General features: G+C 68.0%; 14 protein-coding genes. 6 read left to right on the top strand and 8 right to left on the bottom strand.

Features of this window, described 5'->3' with window-relative positions:
* Nucleotides 1-20 precede the first annotated feature (20 nt).
* The 5 genes from AL755_RS21705 to AL755_RS21685 form a co-directional block, all read right to left on the bottom strand.
* Nucleotides 21-824 (bottom strand): ABC transporter permease subunit, encoded by an 804-nt coding sequence (locus AL755_RS21705; RefSeq protein ID WP_054012791.1) that lies wholly within the window; start codon nucleotides 822-824, stop codon nucleotides 21-23.
* Complete coding sequence (locus AL755_RS21700; RefSeq protein ID WP_082369492.1) at nucleotides 808-1,725, bottom strand: 2-aminoethylphosphonate ABC transporter permease subunit; 918 nt, start codon at nucleotides 1,723-1,725, stop codon at nucleotides 808-810. The genes AL755_RS21705 and AL755_RS21700 overlap by 17 nt, the downstream gene beginning before the upstream one ends.
* Nucleotides 1,722-2,903 (bottom strand): ABC transporter ATP-binding protein, encoded by a 1,182-nt coding sequence (locus tag AL755_RS21695; protein ID WP_107503968.1) that lies wholly within the window; start codon nucleotides 2,901-2,903, stop codon nucleotides 1,722-1,724. The genes AL755_RS21700 and AL755_RS21695 overlap by 4 nt, the downstream gene beginning before the upstream one ends.
* Before the next feature lie 278 nt (nucleotides 2,904-3,181).
* On the bottom strand, nucleotides 3,182-4,246 hold the full coding sequence (locus AL755_RS21690; RefSeq protein ID WP_054012789.1) for a 2-aminoethylphosphonate ABC transporter substrate-binding protein: 1,065 nt from the start codon (nucleotides 4,244-4,246) through the stop codon (nucleotides 3,182-3,184).
* A 10-nt stretch (nucleotides 4,247-4,256) separates the two neighbouring features.
* Nucleotides 4,257-5,444 (bottom strand): TIGR03364 family FAD-dependent oxidoreductase, encoded by a 1,188-nt coding sequence (locus AL755_RS21685; protein ID WP_054012788.1) that lies wholly within the window; start codon nucleotides 5,442-5,444, stop codon nucleotides 4,257-4,259.
* 165 nt (nucleotides 5,445-5,609) lie between these two features.
* Here AL755_RS21685 and AL755_RS21680 point away from each other — a divergent pair, with 165 nt between their 5' ends.
* Both AL755_RS21680 and AL755_RS21675 read left to right on the top strand, forming a co-directional pair.
* Complete coding sequence (locus AL755_RS21680) at nucleotides 5,610-6,299, top strand: GntR family transcriptional regulator (protein WP_054012787.1); 690 nt, start codon at nucleotides 5,610-5,612, stop codon at nucleotides 6,297-6,299.
* 78 nt (nucleotides 6,300-6,377) lie between these two features.
* Entirely contained in the window at nucleotides 6,378-7,064 is a 687-nt protein-coding gene (locus AL755_RS21675; protein WP_054012786.1) for a phosphonatase-like hydrolase, read from the top strand.
* A gap of 81 nt (nucleotides 7,065-7,145) precedes the next feature.
* Here the strand turns inward: AL755_RS21675 and AL755_RS21670 are convergent, their stop codons facing one another.
* A complete protein-coding gene (locus AL755_RS21670) occupies nucleotides 7,146-9,638 on the bottom strand; it encodes a beta-glucosidase family protein (protein ID WP_054012785.1) in 2,493 nt (830 codons plus the stop codon).
* Nucleotides 9,638-10,903 carry an MFS transporter gene (locus tag AL755_RS21665; protein ID WP_054012784.1) on the bottom strand — a complete coding sequence of 422 codons (1,266 nt, stop codon included), beginning with the start codon at nucleotides 10,901-10,903 and terminating at the stop codon, nucleotides 9,638-9,640. The genes AL755_RS21670 and AL755_RS21665 overlap by 1 nt, the downstream gene beginning before the upstream one ends.
* Nucleotides 10,904-11,034: 131 nt before the next feature.
* Between AL755_RS21665 and AL755_RS21660 the strand changes: the two genes are divergently transcribed.
* Both AL755_RS21660 and AL755_RS21655 read left to right on the top strand, forming a co-directional pair.
* Nucleotides 11,035-11,652 carry a TetR/AcrR family transcriptional regulator gene (locus AL755_RS21660; protein WP_054012783.1) on the top strand — a complete coding sequence of 206 codons (618 nt, stop codon included), beginning with the start codon at nucleotides 11,035-11,037 and terminating at the stop codon, nucleotides 11,650-11,652.
* A 44-nt stretch (nucleotides 11,653-11,696) separates the two neighbouring features.
* Nucleotides 11,697-12,905 (top strand): MFS transporter, encoded by a 1,209-nt coding sequence (locus AL755_RS21655; RefSeq protein WP_107503967.1) that lies wholly within the window; start codon nucleotides 11,697-11,699, stop codon nucleotides 12,903-12,905.
* On the opposite strand, the gene AL755_RS21650 is transcribed toward AL755_RS21655, so the two are convergent.
* The gene (locus AL755_RS21650) at nucleotides 12,902-13,552 is read right to left on the bottom strand and encodes a phosphatase PAP2 family protein (protein WP_054012781.1); all 651 of its coding nucleotides are present in this window, start codon (nucleotides 13,550-13,552) and stop codon (nucleotides 12,902-12,904) included. The two genes, AL755_RS21655 and AL755_RS21650, sit on opposite strands and share 4 nt — an antisense overlap.
* A gap of 196 nt (nucleotides 13,553-13,748) precedes the next feature.
* Here AL755_RS21650 and AL755_RS21645 point away from each other — a divergent pair, with 196 nt between their 5' ends.
* Entirely contained in the window at nucleotides 13,749-14,699 is a 951-nt protein-coding gene (locus AL755_RS21645; RefSeq protein ID WP_054012780.1) for an ABC transporter ATP-binding protein, read from the top strand.
* Nucleotides 14,700-14,701: 2 nt separating this feature from the next.
* Nucleotides 14,702-15,616 carry an ABC transporter gene (locus tag AL755_RS21640; RefSeq protein ID WP_054012779.1) on the top strand — a complete coding sequence of 305 codons (915 nt, stop codon included), beginning with the start codon at nucleotides 14,702-14,704 and terminating at the stop codon, nucleotides 15,614-15,616.
* The last annotated feature ends 17 nt before the right edge of the window (nucleotides 15,617-15,633 follow it).

The raw sequence follows: 15,633 nt of genomic DNA, 5'->3' as shown, positions 1-15,633 counted from the left end.
TGCCGGTTCAGCCGTCGTGCCTACCTGACGGCGGTCTTGCCGCGGAACTTCGCGATGACCGCCAGCACCACCACGGTGACGCTGATGAGCACCAGCGTGTTCGCGGCGGCGTCGAACAGGGCGCCGCGGTCGCTCAGGGCGAAGATGGTGACCGGGAGGGTGCGCCAGCTGGCCGGGTACACCATCACGGTGGCGCCGAGCTCGCCCATGCACAGGGCCAGGGCCAGGCCCGTCGCCGCGGCGATGGACGGCAGCAGCAGCGGCAGCCGCACGGTCAGCAGGACCCGCAGCTTCGACGCGCCCAGGCTTGCCGCGGCGAGCGGAACCAGCGGGTCCAGGCCGCGGGCGGCGGCGGAAACCGTGCTGTAGGCAAACGCCAGGACCAGCAGCGTTTGCGCCAGGATCACGATGGTCACGGTGCCGTTGAGCAGCAGCGGGGCCTTGCTGAACGCCGTCAGCAGCCCCAGTCCGACGACGACGGACGGCACGGCCGCGGGCAGGTGGAAGACGGCGTCGGCCACCTTCGCCACCGCCGAGGAAGCCGGTGCGGCGGCCGCGCACAGCGCCGCCCAGGTGCCCAGGAAGACGGCCAGCAGGCTCGCGAAGACGGCGGTTTGCAGGCTGACCACCAGCGAGGACAGGTTGTCCGAGGCCAGTGCGCCGGCCAGGTGGGAGACGGTGGGGTTGGTGGGCAGCACGCCGTTCCAACTCCCGGCGAAGGCTGCCATGACGGTCACCAGCAGCGGTGCGCCCACCAACAGCATCAGGGCCACGGCCAGGAACGTCCAAACAACGGCGCGGGCGGATTTAGCGTGCAGCAGCATGGTGGGCTCCGGAAAGTTTCTTGGTGACGGCGCGGTAGAGGCAGTACACGCCCAGCGACAGGGCCACCTGGATGCAGGCGATGACGGCGGCGGACGGGAAGTCGAAGGTGACGATGCTGCGTGTGTAAATCAGCATGGGCAGGGTCATGACGTTCTTGGCGCCCGTGAACAAGATGATGCCGAACTCGTTCATGGTCAGCAGGAACGTGAGCCCGGCCGCGGCGGCCAAGGCGGGAACGGCGGCCGGCAGGATCACTGTCCGCACAATGGCCCAAGGCCCGCTGCCAAGGCTCCCGGCAACGTCGATCAGATCGCGCGGCACCTGGGAGAACACGGCCAGCAGGGGCCGGATGACGAAGGGCGTGTAGAACGCGATTTCCGCCAGCACCACGCCGGGAACGTCGTTGACGAAGTTCAGCGCGGGCAGCGACGGGGCCACGGATTCCAGCACGGAATTGACCACGCCGGTGCGCCCGTACAGGATGCTGAAGGCCAGCGGGATCAGGAAGGACGGGAACGACACCACGGTTTCAATGAGCCGGGTGATGAACCCTGCCCCGCGAAAGGGCACGAAGGCCAGCGCGAGGGCGATGAACGTGCCCAGTACAAGCGAGCCCAGCGTGGACAGGCCGGCGATCTTCAGCGTGGTGACCATGGCCGTCTGCACGGCCTTGGACGCGAGCTCGTACTGCCAGTTTTCCAGCCCCGCGGCGGTGCCGTCCTGGTTGAGGAACGACTGTGCACCGATCTGGATCAGCGGGTAGACAAAGAAAGCGGCCACGAAGAGCAGCGGCAGGGCCAGCCACAGCCAGGCCCGCCAGCTGCCGGCCGGGCGGCGTTGCACGCCTCTTAGGTCCGACGCCGGTGCCTGCGCAGGTGCCTCTGCCTGGGCCACGCTCATGCGTGGTCCCCGGCGGGAACCAGCACGGCGTGCTGCGGATCGACGGCCAGCACCACCAGGTCGCCGGGGACCGGCACCTTTGAGAGTGCCGGCAGGTCGACCGTGACGCGTTCGGAAATGCCAATCAGGTCCACCTGGAGGCGGTGGCCGGCGCCGCGCCACTGCACGGATTCGACCCGGCCCGGCAGGCTGTTGACGGGTGCGGGCGTGCCCTCGGGCGTCTCCGCCACGAGTTGCCAGGCGTGCGGGCGGATTGCCATCCGGGCCCGGTCTCCCGGCGCCAGGGCAAACGGTGCCACGGACTGCATGCGGTGTGAACCCACCACGACGGCCGCCATGCCGCCGTCGTCCGGGACCACCGTGGTGGACACGGCCGGCAGCAGGGAAGCCCCGCCCAGGAACTTGGCGGTAAAGGCGCTGGCGGGCCGGTTGTAGAGCTGGTCCGCCGTGCCGATCTCCTCGAGCCGGGCGTTGCGCATCACGGCGATCCGGTCCGCCAGGGTCAGCGCCTCGGACTGGTCGTGCGTCACGTAGACCATGGCGATGTCGGGCAGTTCGGCGCGCAGGGCCTGGAGCTCAATGAGCATCTCGGCCCGCAGCGATGCGTCCAGGGCGGAGAGCGGCTCATCGAGCAGCAGCACCGAGGGCTTGATGGCGAGTGCCCGGGCAATGGCCACGCGCTGCTGCTGGCCGCCGGAGAGCTGGCGCGGCAGCTTGTGCGCATGATCCTCCATGCCCACCATTTCCAGCATCGCCTTGACCCGGGCGGTGATCTCCGCTTTGGGCATCCGGCGCGCCTTCAGGCCGTACGCCACGTTCGCGTCGATCCGCATGTGCGGGAACAACGCGTACTGCTGGACCACGACGCCGATGCCGCGCTGGGCGGGGGAAGCGTCCGTGACGTCCCGCCCGTCGAGCAGAACGCGCCCGCCGGAGGGGCGTTCAAAGCCAGCGATCGCCTTCAACGCCGTGGACTTTCCGGAGCCCGAGGGTCCCAGCAGTGCCACGGTCTCCCCGCGCGCCACCTGCAGGTCCAACCCGGCCAGGGCCGTCGTGGTGCCGTACGTGACCGACACGTTCCGCAATTCCACGGCATTCTCAGGCACGATGCCGGCTGCTTGGCTTTCCTGCGCCGGTTCGGCGTGGGCGCCGCGCCGGGTGCGGGGTGATTTCTTCATGGTGGACAACATGGTGCTCCTGATTGGAGGGGAATAGATGAGGCGGCGGGGCCGGCGTTTTTTGTAGTCGACGTAAAGGAGACGCCTAAGGCCGCCCGCGGCCGTGGCGTCGGATAGTCCCCAAGCGCTCCCACGGCTCGCAAGCTCGCAGCGGGACCCTCGCGCTTGGGGGCCCAGACGGAAAAATGCCGGACCGCCGCCGGAGGTGAGCCGCCGCGGGTGAGTCGGGTCCCGGTGGTCTCGACAAGCTCGACCACCGGGACCCGACCGCAGGGGTTTTACTGGCCGGTGGCGGCGTTGTAGGCCTTGACGTCGGAGTCGAGGCCGCTGAGGACGTCGTTCCAGTTCGGCGTCCAGACGGTGACGCCGTCCATGGTCTTCTTCAGGGCCGCGTAGTTCGCGTCCGTGGGGGTCACATCGGAGCGCGAGGGCAGGCCGAGGGCGGAGCTGGAGATGGTCTCCTGGACGGGCTTGGAGAGCAGGTAGTCCATCAGCTTCGCTGCGCTGGCCTCGTGGGGTGCGTTGGCGGCCAGGCCCATGTAGTAGGGCAGCGGCAGGGTGACGCGGGAGCCGTCGTCGTTCTTGGGGAAGAAGACCTCAAAGGCGGACTTGTCGGCCTGGATGGACTGCAGCGCCATCTGGACGTCGCTGTTGGCGACCGTCAGTTCGCCCTTGGAAACCTTCGGGCCGAGCTTGCCGGTGGAGGCGCTGGGGCCAACGTTGTTCTTCTGCAGGTCCGCAAGGTACTTCAGTGCGCCGTCCTTGCCCTTGAGGTGCTGGAGGAGCAGCAGCACGGCGGTGCCGTCGCCGGCCTGGCCCGGGGTGGAGTACTGGATCTTGCCCTGGTACTTCGGGTCCAGCAGCTGTGCCCAGGAGTCGGGCTTGTCCGTGGCGGCGGTGTTGCGGATCATGGTCAGGTAGTTGTTGGCCAGGGAGACGTACATGCCGTCGGGGGACTTGGACTCGGCCGGGATGGCGCTGGTGTCGGCCGAGTTCTTCTGCAGCAGGCCGTCCTTCTCCGCCATCTGGATGAACGGCGGGAGGGTGATGAGCAGGTCGGCCTGCGGGTTCGACTTTTCCTTTTCGGCGCGCGAAACGACCTCGCCGGAACCGGCCTCCACCACGTTGACCTTGATGCCGGTGTCCTTGGTGAAGCCCGCGAACGTCTTGGAGTACCAGTCGCCCAGGCCGTCGGCGCTGTAGATGGTGACCTGCTTGTCGGAGCCGCTGCCGGCGTTCGCGTCGGCGGCGTTGTTGGTGGCGGTGCCGCCACAGCCGGTCATGAGGATGGCGCCGGCCGCGGTGGCGGCAACAAGGGAAAGGAGGCGGAAGGGCATTTTCATTTCAGTTTCCTTAGCGGGTTGTGGAAAGTGCGTAAGCGGATTCGAGCTGGTCAAAGGTCTTGCGGGCCAGGCCAAAGGAGATGGTCATGCCGATTCCCGAGGTGACGGTCACGGTGGTGACCTTGTCCTGGAGGTGTTCGATGAGGAAGCTTTGTTGTTTGCTGCTGGCGTAGACGCCCTGCCAGCGCTGCAACACCGCGAAGTTGCCGGTGCCCAGCAGGTGCGCGGCGGCGTTGAGCAGGGTGTCGGAGGTCTGCTCGGACAGGAACGGATCCGTGGCGGTGTCGTTGCGGTGGCTGTCACCGATGATCAGGGTGCCGTCGGGGCGCTGGGTCAGCATCACGTTGGCGTCGATCGCCAGCAGTTCCGGGTTCCTGGCGGCCAGTTCCTTCTTCAGCTCTCCGGCCGCGGACGTCTCGGCGAAGGCCGGGTAGCGCAGCATGGAGGTGCCGGTCAATACGGCCGGGCGGATCTGCAGGGACGCCGGCGGGCGCACCAGCGCCATTTGCAGGGCGCACCGTTCGACGCCGAATTCCTCGGCCAGTTCCGGGTAGACCCGGTCAAGGTCGTGGCCCACGCAGACAATGACGCGCCCGGCCCGGATGGGGCCGCGGGAGGTCTGGGCGGTGACGGATTCGGCGGTGGGGGAGCCGGCGTCGTCCGTGCCGAGGTAGGCGGTGCGCCACAGGAAGTTCACGCGCGGCTGGCGGCCCAGCCAGGCGGCCAGCTTGGCCACGGCTTCGCGGGGGTCCACCCGGATGTCGTCGCGCAGCATCGCGCCGGCCAGGATGGCGGAGTCTCCCTGGCCCGAGAGTTCCCGGCGGACGTCGTCGGCGCCGATCATGGTGACTTCGTCGTTGCCGCGGGTGGCCGAAAGCTCCGAGAGTACGGCGACCTCTTGTTCGTTGCGGGCCACGGCCATGCCGCCGGACTCAACCGAGAAGAACCCGGCCAGCGCGCTGTGCCGCAGCCAGCCCTCCCGTGCCGTCCGGGCCAGTTCCAGCAGCTCGCCGGACTGGGCCGTTACGCAGCAGTGTCCGAAGTTGCGGATGGAGGCGCCCACGGCGCGGGTGTCCCGGTCAATAATGGTCACGCTCAGGCCGCGGGCCACGGCCTCGGCGGCGTGTGCCAGGCCGGTGATGCCGGCGCCGACGATCAGCACGTCGGTGCCGTGGAAGGGTGAAGTAGTTTCCGTCATGCCAACGACTTTGCCCTGCCCGGTGACGGTGAATCAAGCCAAAACGGCACAAGTATAGACAAGTTAGGAAACGGTTCATTTAGGCCCCCGAACGTTTACCTTTTGTTCAGAAATTGCGCTGAAATTCCAAGGTTTTGCTGACTTTTTCGCTTGTATACTCAACTCATGAAACTGCCGTTGCACGAACAACTTCGGGACGAATTCCTGCACCGAATTGCCACGGGCGTCTGGCTTGAAGGCGAACCCGTGCCGTCCGAGGCCGAGCTGTGCCGCGAGTTTGGCGCCTCCCGCGGACCCGTCCGCCAGGCGCTGGCCGCGCTGCGGAGTGAACAGGTGATTTCCGGCGGCCGCGGCAAACCGCCCGTGGTGCGCCCGGCCGTGGCCTTCCAATCGGTGGAGACGTTCATGTCCTTCACCGAATGGTCGGAGACCCTGGGCAAGGTGCCCGGGCAGCGGACCGTGGAGATTGCCCGCCGCGCCGCCGGCCCGCTCGTCGCCGAACAGCTGGAACTTGAGGCCACCGAACCTGTAGTGGCGTTGCTGCGGCTGCGTTCACTGGACGGGGAGGCGGCCATGGTCGAGCGCTCAGCGTTTGTACTGGAGGCCGGGAAGCTACTCTTCGACTTCGACACCGACTCCGGATCGACCTTCCGGTTCCTGATGGCGGCCGGCGTCGACCTGCACAGCGCCCGGCACATCATCGACGCCGTGGCCGCCGATGAAACGGACGCGGCCCTGCTGGGGATCCCCATGGGCTCGCCGCTGCTGCGGGAACGGCGGGTCACGTTTTCCTCCAAGGGCGAGCCGTTGGAATTTGCCGACGACAGGTACCGCCCGAACTTGCCAACTTCATGATCAACAACACCCTGCACGGCCGCGCCCCCGTGGCCCGTGTGCAAAGCACCACCACCCCCAAGAACCCAGGAGATACCCATGATTGAACTCGCCGCCTTTGACATGGCCGGAACCACGATTGACGACCACGGGCTGGTCTACGTGGCCCTTGCCGAGGCCGTGGAGGAAACCGGTGCGCCCGTTTCCGCCGCCGAACTCCAGCAGTGGATGGGGACCGACAAGGTCACGGCCATCACGGCGCTCATGAAGCTTGGCGGCCAGGAGCCCGACGACGCCCGGGTCGCCGCCGCGTTCGACCGCTTCCGCGCCATCCTGGCCGAGCGCTACGCCGCCACGCCGCCCGTGGCATTGCCCGGGGTGGAGACGGCCCTGACGGCCCTGCGTGCCCGCGGCATCAAGGTGGCGCTGACCACCGGCTTCGACGACGACGTGGCCCACCCGCTGCTGGAATCGCTCGGTTGGCGGGTGGGCAGCGGCGCCGGCACCATGATCGACGCCGTGGTCACGACCTCTGACGTAGCGGCAGGCCGCCCGGCCCCGTACATGATCCACCGCGCCATGGAAAAGACCGGGGTGAACGACGTCCGCAACGTGCTGGCAGCGGGCGACACCGCGGTCGACGTCGAGGCCGGGCGCAACGCCGGGGCGATCTCCGTGGGCGTGCTGACGGGCAAGATGACCCGCGAACTGTTGGCCGGACTGCCCTGCGACCACGTGCTGGACAGCGTTGCCGACGTCCCCGCCCTGGCCGAAACGCAGCCGTAGAACAGCCGTAAAACACCGCAAGGCGCGGATCGGGGGCAGCCCTAAAGCTGCCCCGATCCGCGCCTTGGCTGTTCCCGCCCGTCAGCCGATCGTGACCGACGTGGAGCGGAAATCGTCCTCCACGTGCAGGCCGGCAAGCACCTCGAAGGTGCCGGGTTCCTGCTGCCAGCCCGCCTCATAGTGGGCGAAGGCGCGGGCCGGAATCCGGATCTCCACGCTGCCCGACGCACCGGCGTCGAGCACGGTGTCCGCATAACCGGCAAGCCAGCGCACGGGCCGGTCGATCGCTGAATCAGTGCGGGCCAGGTACACCTGGACCACGGCTCGGCCGGTCCGGGCGCCCGTGTTGCTGACGGGCACCCGCACGGATACCTCGGCGCCGGTGGGAACTGCGGCGGGAACCGTGGGCGTTCCCAGTTCAAACGTCGTGTAGCCGAGTCCGAAGCCAAACGGGAAGGCGGGTGCGGCGCCGCCCGTGGCCTGCTGCTTGAGCCAGGCGCGGTAGCCCACGTGGATTCCCTCCTCGTAGACAAGCCGGCCGTTGCTCGGCGTCGTGTTTAGCACCGGCACGTCCTCGAGGGCGGCCGGCCAGGAGGTGGGCAGGCGGCCGCCGGGCTCTGCGGCCCCCAACAGCACGTCCGCGATGGCGGCGCCGAATTCCTGGCCGCCAAACCAGCCCAGCAGCACGGCGTCAACCTTGTCGCGCCACGGCATGAGCACGGGGGATCCGGCATTGACCACCACCACGGTGCGCGGATTGACGGCGGCCACGGCCTCCACGAGCTCATTTTGGTGGCCGGGCAAATCGAGGTCGCTCCGGTCGAAGCCCTCGGACTCGATGGCGGAGTTGGTGCCCACCACCACGATCGCGACGTCGGCGGTCCGGGCGTTCTCCACGGCTTCGGCAATCTCCGCGGCAGGGTCCGCCACTACGGTTTCCTCGCCGAGCAGGATGGCAGTCAGCGGGATGGACTGGCTGGCCGGCAGTTGGTAGACGGCCGTCAGGGCCACTTTTCCGCCGGACTCCGTGGTGACCTGGAAGGTCCGCTGCGGCGGTGAGAACAGCGCCGCGCCCAGAACGTTGGTGTCGTCGGTGAGCTCGGCATCGAATACGTCGACGCCGTCCAGCGACAGCCGGACCCCGCCCACCGTGCCAATGCCCACGGTGTGCACGCCCGCGGTGGGCGCCGTCCACACTGTCTCCACCCGGATCGTTGCGGCACCCTCGGGGATGCCCACGCCAAACCAGATCAGGTGCGAGGCCAGCCGGTCCTCGCCGCTCAGCTCGGCCCCGGCCGCGTCGAGGAACGTCACCCGGACGCCAGGAACATCACTGACCGGGTTGTGGAGTTCGCCGCGCGGGAATTCCTGCAACCCCTCGGCCACCTTGGCGCCGCGGCTGTAGTGGATCGCGGCACCGGGCAGTGCACTGCGCAGGCCTTCCAGCGGGGACACGTTGTGCTTGGGCAGCACCGTGGCGCTGCCGCCGCCCTGCGTGCGGGCCTGGTCGGCGTTGTGCCCGATCACGGCCACCCGGGACAGCGTGGACGCGTCGAGGGGCAGGAGGCCGTTTTCGTTGCGGACCAGCACGGCGCCGCGGGTGGCGGTCTCGCGGGCCAGGGCGACGCCGTCGAGCCCGGCCGGGAGCTCGGTGACGGCCGGGGCAAAGCCGTCCAGCACCCCCACCCTGGCGGCCAGGCGGAGGATCCGGGTCACCTTTTCGGTGATCTTCTCGCGCGGCACGCGGCCGTCCTTGACGGCGGCCACCAGGACGGGGCCCCAATGGCCCGCCGGGCCGGGCATTTCCAGGTCCTGGTGGGCGTTGGCGGCCTGCACGCTGCGCACGCCCGTCCAGTCGGAGACCACCACGCCGTCGAAGCCCCACTCGGTGGACAGCGGCGTCTCCAGGAGATCGTTCTCGCTGGCCGTGGTGCCGTTGATGGAGTTGTAGGAGCTCATGACGAGCCAGGCCCCGGCCTCGGCCACGGCATCCTCGAACGCTGCCAGGTACAGCTCGCGCAGCGGCCGTTCGGCCACCACGGAATCGACCGTGAAGCGGTCCGTCTCGGACTCATTGGCCAGGTAATGCTTGGGGGTTGCGCCAACGCCCATGGACTGGACGCCGTCCACATAGGCCGCGGCGAGGGTCGCCGTCAGGGCCGGGTCCTCGCTGAACGCCTCGAAGTGCCGACCGCCCAGGGGAGAGCGGTGCAGGTTGATGGTGGGGCCCAGCACGGCGTGCACGCCCTTGCGGCGGGCCTCCTGGCCCAGCACCTGGCCGTAACGGCGGGCCACGTCCAGGCTCCAGGTGGCACCGAGGGCCGAGGCGGAGGGCAGCGAAATGGAGTCGTGGCGTTCGTCGAAGTCCTCGCCGCGCACGCCCGACGGCCCGTCGGAGAGCACGATCCGGTCCAGCCCGATCTCCGGGATGGTGCGCGTGGACCAGACGTCCGCGCCCGTCAACAGGGCCACCTGCTGCTCCAGCCCCAGGCCCTCGGCCAGGGCGCGCAGCCGGGCATCGGTGTCCGCATCGGCTTCGGTGATGAGAGCTTCGGTGTTCGTTGAGACGGTCATTATTTGACTCCTTTAATGCGGGTGACAAGGACGGCGCCGATCAGGCCAAAGACGGCACCCGTGATGAACAGGGCGGTGTAGCCGCCCAGCGCGATGATGGGGAAGGCCACCGCGGGGACGATTGACTGGGGCAGGGCCTGGGCGATGTTGAAGACACCAAACGTCTTGGCGTTTTCGCTTTGGTCCTGCGGCAGGAGGTCCGCGATCAGGGCCACGTCGACGGCGCTGAAGCAGCCCAGGCCCAGGCCGATGATGGTTTGGCCCACCATGACCTGCGGGACGCCGGTGGCCGTGGCAACCACCATGAGCCCGGCCATGATGACGACGGCGGAGATGATCACCAGGACCTTGCGGCGGCCGATCTTGTCGCTGAGCCAGCCGCCGGTAAGGCTTGTCACCACGGTGCCGGCGGCGCTGGCCAGCGTGGCCTGGAAGACCAACGAGGGCACCTCGGCCGACGGGACCAGCAGGTGGTCGGAGAAGAAGTAGGGCAGGTACAGCAGGCCGGTGCAGTAGCCGATGTAGATCAGGAACTTGGTGAACCAGGCCCAGCCGAGCCCGGGGTGGTTCTTCGGGTTGAAGTAGAACGAACCGAGGATTTCCTTGATGTCCAGCGGAGCCGGCGTGCCTTCAAGGACACGGTCCTTGAAAGTGAACGCAAACGCGATGGCCAGGGCCGTGCCGACGATGCCGGGAACCACGGCCATCAGGAAGGTTGAGTGGAAGATCTGCACCACGAAGGTCGAGGCCACCAGGCCAACGGTCAGGGTCATCCCGATCAGCCCGGACAGCCGCCCGCGCTCCTCCGCCCCGGCCTGGTCCGGCAGGGTGGCCACGAGGGCCGCAAGAGCCGCGTTGAAGGAAAGCTGTGCCAGGACCCAGCCCACCAGGACCATGGGGACGCTGGTGGCCGAACCCAAAATGAACAGGGAACCCAGACCGATGACGGAGCCGCCGATGATCCAGGGCTTGCGCATGCCAAAGCGGGAGGTGGTGCGGTCGCTGAGCCGGCCGAACAGCGGGTTTGCCAGCAGGGCGATGACGGCGCCGACGCCGGCCACCAGGCTCAGTGCCCCTGCCCGGGACTCGGCCGTGGTGATCTCGGAGATCTTCACGGCGAGCACCACGATGGCGGGAGCCAGGAGGGCCATCCACAGCCCGGCGCTGGCAATGGGCATGCCGATCACGTACGCCCGGGATGCCCGGCGGGTCGCCGGCGGCTGTGCCGGAACGGATGTCTTCTGTTGCTGATTGGTCAGGGCCAACGCTGCCTCCTGGTCTGTGCCGCACCCCACATTGGATGCGTGATCCAGAATACACACTAAAACCGAGTCTGACTAGATTTTGACCGAGTGGGACTAGATTTTTACCCCGCCCGTGACTATAGACTGGCAACATGTCCACTCCCCAGCCCCGAGGGCGGTACGCCAAGGGCGTCGAGCGCCGGGAACAAATCATCCAGACGGCCACGGACGTTTTTGCCACCGAAGGTTTTGAAGGCACGGCCCTGAAGCGCGTGGCCGAAACGGTGGGCGTCCGCGAGGCCACCTTGTTCCACTACTTCGGCAGTAAACAGGAACTCCTGACGGCGGTCCTGGAGGAACGCGACCGCCGCGCCTACCGGGACATGGACCAGGAGAGCGGGGACCTGGTGACGTCCATGCCCTGGGTGGCCCGCCGCAATGCGACCCAACCGGGGCTGACCACGCTCTATGCGGTGGCATCGGCCACGGCCAATGCGCCCACCCACGCCTCCCACGAGTACTTCCAGCAACGCTTCAGCAACCTGATCGAGAACGCGTCCCGCGACATTGCCGTCCGGCAGGCGGAGGGCACGCTGCGCGCCGACCTGCCGCCCGAGGTGCTGGCCAGGCTGCTCGTGGCCGCGTCGGACGGCCTGCAGCTGCAGTGGATGTACGACAAAACCATCGATATGGCCGCCGATCTTGACTCCCTGGCCACGACCCTGTTTGCCCCGGTCGGCCACCCGGCCCACCAGCCCGCTACGCAATGACCCGCCAAACAACGACCAGCCAAGCCATGAACGGTGATTTCCCCATGAACCAGCAAGCCATCCGCCGCGCCGCCACGGCCACCTTTGTGGTCTTCGCCATCAACGGATTCGTCTTTGCCAGCTGGGCCGCCCGCATCCCCGCCGTGACCCGCGTCCTGGACCTGACGGCGGGGGAGATGGGACTGCTGCTCCTGACCATTGCGGCCGGCTCCGTGATCGCCCTGCCCCTGGCCGGGACGGTCGTCGCCAGGATCGGCACGGCCTCCGCACTGCGCACCGGTGGAGCGGTGGTGGCCTGCGGCGGCGTCGTCGTGGCGATCGCCCTGGCACTGGGCTCGGTGCCGCTCACCGCCGTCGGGCTGTTCTTCTTTGGCATCGGCATTGGCCTGTGGGACGTGTCCCAGAACATTGAAGGCGCCGACGTGGAGCGTCACCTGGGCCGGACCGTCATGCCCCAGTTCCATGCCGGCTTCAGCGGCGGCGCCTTTGTGGGTGCGCTCGTGGGCGCCGGGTTGTCGGCCGTGAACGTGAGCATGTCGATCCACCTGGCGGCCATCGTGGTGCTGGTCAGCGCCGCCATGGTGGCGGTGCCGCGCTTCTTCCTGCCCGAATCCGCCGCAGCGACGGCCGGCGTCGATGCACAATCGGCGGGGGAGCCCGCCGCCAAGGGCCGCAGCGCCTGGACCGAACGGCGCACGCTGTTGGTGGGGCTCGTGGTCCTGGGCGCGGCGCTGACGGAGGGCGCGGCCAACGACTGGATTGCCAAGGCCACCGTGGACGGCCTGGGCGCCACCGAATCCGGCGGCGCCATCATGTTCGCCGTCTTCGTCGCCTCCATGACCCTGACCCGGTTCTTTGGCGGCCGCTTCATCGACGCCTACGGCCGCGTGCCCGTCCTCTATGGCAGCCTCGGCGCGGCATTGCTGGGCCTGGTCCTGTTCGTGGTGGCACCGAGCATCTGGCTGGCCGCCCTGGGCGCCGTGCTGTGGGGTGCGGGCGCGGCCATGGGCTTCCCCATGGGCATGTCCGCCGCCGCCGACGACCCCGCCCGGGCCGCCGTGCGGGTTTCGGTTGTCTCCACGATCGGTTACGTCGCGTTCCTGGCGGGACCACCGCTGCTGGGCTTCCTGGGCGACCACGTCACAGTCCGCTGGGCCCTGCTGGCCATCGGCGTGGCGATCATCGCCTCCATCCTCACGGCACCGGCCGCCCGGCCGCTGCCGGCATCCGAACGCGTGGGAGCCGAAAGCTAAGCGGGCAGGCCGGGGGAGATATGCCCCTCCCGGCATTTATCCTTCACGAGGGCCCACAGCAACAACACAACACCCACGCCCAGCAGGGCGCCGGCAATCGTGTCGGAGAGCCAATGCGCGCCCAGGTACGTGCGGCTGTACATCATGGCCACACCCAGGATGCTCCCGCTGATCCACATCCACAGTTTTCCCAGCACGACGGCGGTGCACACCATGGCCGCCACCGTGGCACTGACATGCCCCGACGGGTATGAACCCGAATCCACGCTGACCAGCCGGTCCAGGGGGCGGGGCCGCCCCACCAGGAACTTAATCAGGTGGGTGAGGGCCAGCGCACCAAGGTTGGCGCCGGCGGTAAAGAACGCGAGCCTGCGGTGGCGGACCAGCAGGGCGGCAAACAATGCGACTGCGTAAATGACCATTCCGCTGTTGCCCACAAAGTCCAGCACCCGGTTCACGGAGGTGAGCCACGGCGTCCGCGAGGCCGTCACCGCGCGGTTCCAGGCGACGTCGAGCCCCTGGAACGGCGGGTTGTTGTGGCTGGACCAGACCACGAGGGCGCCGGCAAACAGCACGGCCAGGGCGGGCAGGGAAATCGCGTAAAGGGTCCGCGCGGGAATCCGGGTTTCAGCAGTGACCAAGGGCATCGGCCCATCCTAACGGCACGCCCCGCACGGGCCGGGATCATCCCAACGGACGACCCTGAGCCGACCCTGATTCATCCCTGAGATCGAAGATAAAGCCGCTGCGGGTGCGTACCGTAGTGCTTAGATCAGCGGTATCGAGAACAGCGCACCAGCGCCGCGCGCTACTGTTCCACCAACTCCCAAAGGGGATGAACACATGATTGAGGCTGTAAACCTGGCCAAGCACTATGGTGCGAAGACCGCCGTCGGCGGTGTCACGTTCACCGTCAAGCCCGGCATGGTCACCGGCTTCCTGGGCCCCAACGGCGCCGGCAAGTCGACCACCATGCGCATGATTGTCGGCCTGGACAAGCCCAGCGCCGGAACCGTCACGGTCAACGGCAAGCGTTATGTGGACCATCATGACCCGCTCCACCAGGTGGGCGCACTGCTGGACGCCAAGGCCGTCCACACCTCCCGCAGCGCCTACAACCACCTGCTGGCCATGGCCGCAACCCACAACATCCCCACCAAGCGCGTCAACGAGGTCATCGACATGACCGGCCTGGCCGCCGTCGCCAGGAAGAAGGCCGGCGGGTTCTCCCTGGGCATGGGCCAGCGCCTGGGCATCGCCGGCGCCCTCCTGGGCGACCCCCAGACACTGATCCTCGACGAGCCCGTCAACGGCCTTGACCCGGAAGGCGTGCTGTGGGTCCGCAACCTTGCCAAGCACCTCGCCGCGCAGGGCAAGACGGTTTTCCTCTCCTCCCACCTCATGAGCGAGATGGCGCAGACCGCCGACCACCTGATCGTGATCGGCCGCGGCAAGATCATCGCCGACGCCCCCATCGAGGCCATCATCGCCGGCGCCCAGCAGGCCAAGGTGCGTGTCCGCACGCCCGACGTCACCCGCCTGGGCCAGCTCCTGGGCGGCAGCGGCGTCCAGGTCGAGTGCAACGAAAACGAAACCCTTGAGGTCACGGGGCTTGATTCGCGCAAGATCGCGCAGCTGGCCCTGGACAACCACGTGCTGGTGTACGAGCTGACCCCGCTCACCACCTCCCTGGAAGAGGCGTACTTCGACCTGACCAAGGACGAGGTGGAATACCACTCCCAAGAATTCAACGACGACGAAGCCGCCGAGCCGGCTGCCACGAAGGGACGCTAAAAATGAGTACGACGACGGCTTCCGCACACGCACAGCCTGCCCGGACCTCCCCCTCCTCGCTGACCTTCATGGGTGTGCTGCGCAGCGAACTCATCAAGTTCCGCTCGCTCATGTCCACCAGGCTCCTGGTGCTCTTCACCCTTGTCGCCGTAGTGGGCGTCGGCGCGCTGGCCGCCTGGCTGCGCGGCCAGGTCATCCACGAATTCATGCTCCACGGTGCCGGGGCCGGCCCGCGTGGCGGCGGCGGATCCGGTGCCGCCATGACGCAGGCACAGGCCGAATCCGCCGCGGCGGCGCTCGGGCTGAACCTTTACGGCATCCCCGCCGCCGGCTTGCAGATCGGCATCCTGGTGTTGGGCGCCCTGGCGGTATTGCTGATTGCCGGCGAGTTCAGCACGGGCATGATCCGTTCCTCCATGGCGGCCGTGCCCAAGCGCCTGCCGGTGTTCTGGGCCAAGGCGATCGTGCTGGTGGTTGTCTCCTACGTGGTGACCCTGGTGGCCTCGCTGCTGACCTTCCTCGTCTCGATCCCGATCCTGCACAGCTACGGGATCACCATGAACTTCGGGATCGACGGGGTTGTGTACGGGATCTTCATGGGCGGCCTCTACGTGGCCGGGGTCTCCCTGATCGGCCTGTCGCTGGGCACCCTGCTGCGCAACAACGCCGGCGCCATCATCACCCTCGTGGCCCTCTTCTTCGTGGTGCCCTTCGCCACCCAGTTCCTGAGCGCCGTGCCGGGTGACTTCTGGAAGTACGTGGGCCAGTACACGCCCAGCATTGCCGGTGGACGGATGCTGGAAATCGGAGACAAGGCGGCCTTCATCAGCCCGCTGGCGGGCGGCATGATCTTCCTGGCCTGGATCGTCGTGCTGACGGTTCCCGCCGTCGTCGCCCTCAAGACCCGTGACGTCTAGGACGGCCTGGGCGCCCA

Origin of the sequence: Arthrobacter sp. ERGS1:01, from assembly GCF_001281315.1 — a bacterium.
GTDB lineage: Bacteria > Actinomycetota > Actinomycetes > Actinomycetales > Micrococcaceae > Specibacter.
Note: the sequence above shows the minus strand (reverse complement) of the source record. Positions and strands in the feature narration are given on the sequence as shown.

Coding starts and splice junctions, on each gene's coding strand:
- AL755_RS21705 (WP_054012791.1), bottom strand. CDS start 824: ATGCTGCTGCACGCTAAATCCGCCCGCGCCGTTGTTTGGACGTTCCTG.
- AL755_RS21700 (WP_082369492.1), bottom strand. CDS start 1,725: ATGAGCGTGGCCCAGGCAGAGGCACCTGCGCAGGCACCGGCGTCGGAC.
- AL755_RS21695 (WP_107503968.1), bottom strand. CDS start 2,903: ATGAAGAAATCACCCCGCACCCGGCGCGGCGCCCACGCCGAACCGGCG.
- AL755_RS21690 (WP_054012789.1), bottom strand. CDS start 4,246: ATGAAAATGCCCTTCCGCCTCCTTTCCCTTGTTGCCGCCACCGCGGCC.
- AL755_RS21685 (WP_054012788.1), bottom strand. CDS start 5,444: ATGACGGAAACTACTTCACCCTTCCACGGCACCGACGTGCTGATCGTC.
- AL755_RS21680 (WP_054012787.1), top strand. CDS start 5,610: ATGAAACTGCCGTTGCACGAACAACTTCGGGACGAATTCCTGCACCGA.
- AL755_RS21675 (WP_054012786.1), top strand. CDS start 6,378: ATGATTGAACTCGCCGCCTTTGACATGGCCGGAACCACGATTGACGAC.
- AL755_RS21670 (WP_054012785.1), bottom strand. CDS start 9,638: ATGACCGTCTCAACGAACACCGAAGCTCTCATCACCGAAGCCGATGCG.
- AL755_RS21660 (WP_054012783.1), top strand. CDS start 11,035: ATGTCCACTCCCCAGCCCCGAGGGCGGTACGCCAAGGGCGTCGAGCGC.
- AL755_RS21655 (WP_107503967.1), top strand. CDS start 11,697: ATGAACCAGCAAGCCATCCGCCGCGCCGCCACGGCCACCTTTGTGGTC.
- AL755_RS21650 (WP_054012781.1), bottom strand. CDS start 13,552: ATGCCCTTGGTCACTGCTGAAACCCGGATTCCCGCGCGGACCCTTTAC.
- AL755_RS21645 (WP_054012780.1), top strand. CDS start 13,749: ATGATTGAGGCTGTAAACCTGGCCAAGCACTATGGTGCGAAGACCGCC.
- AL755_RS21640 (WP_054012779.1), top strand. CDS start 14,702: ATGAGTACGACGACGGCTTCCGCACACGCACAGCCTGCCCGGACCTCC.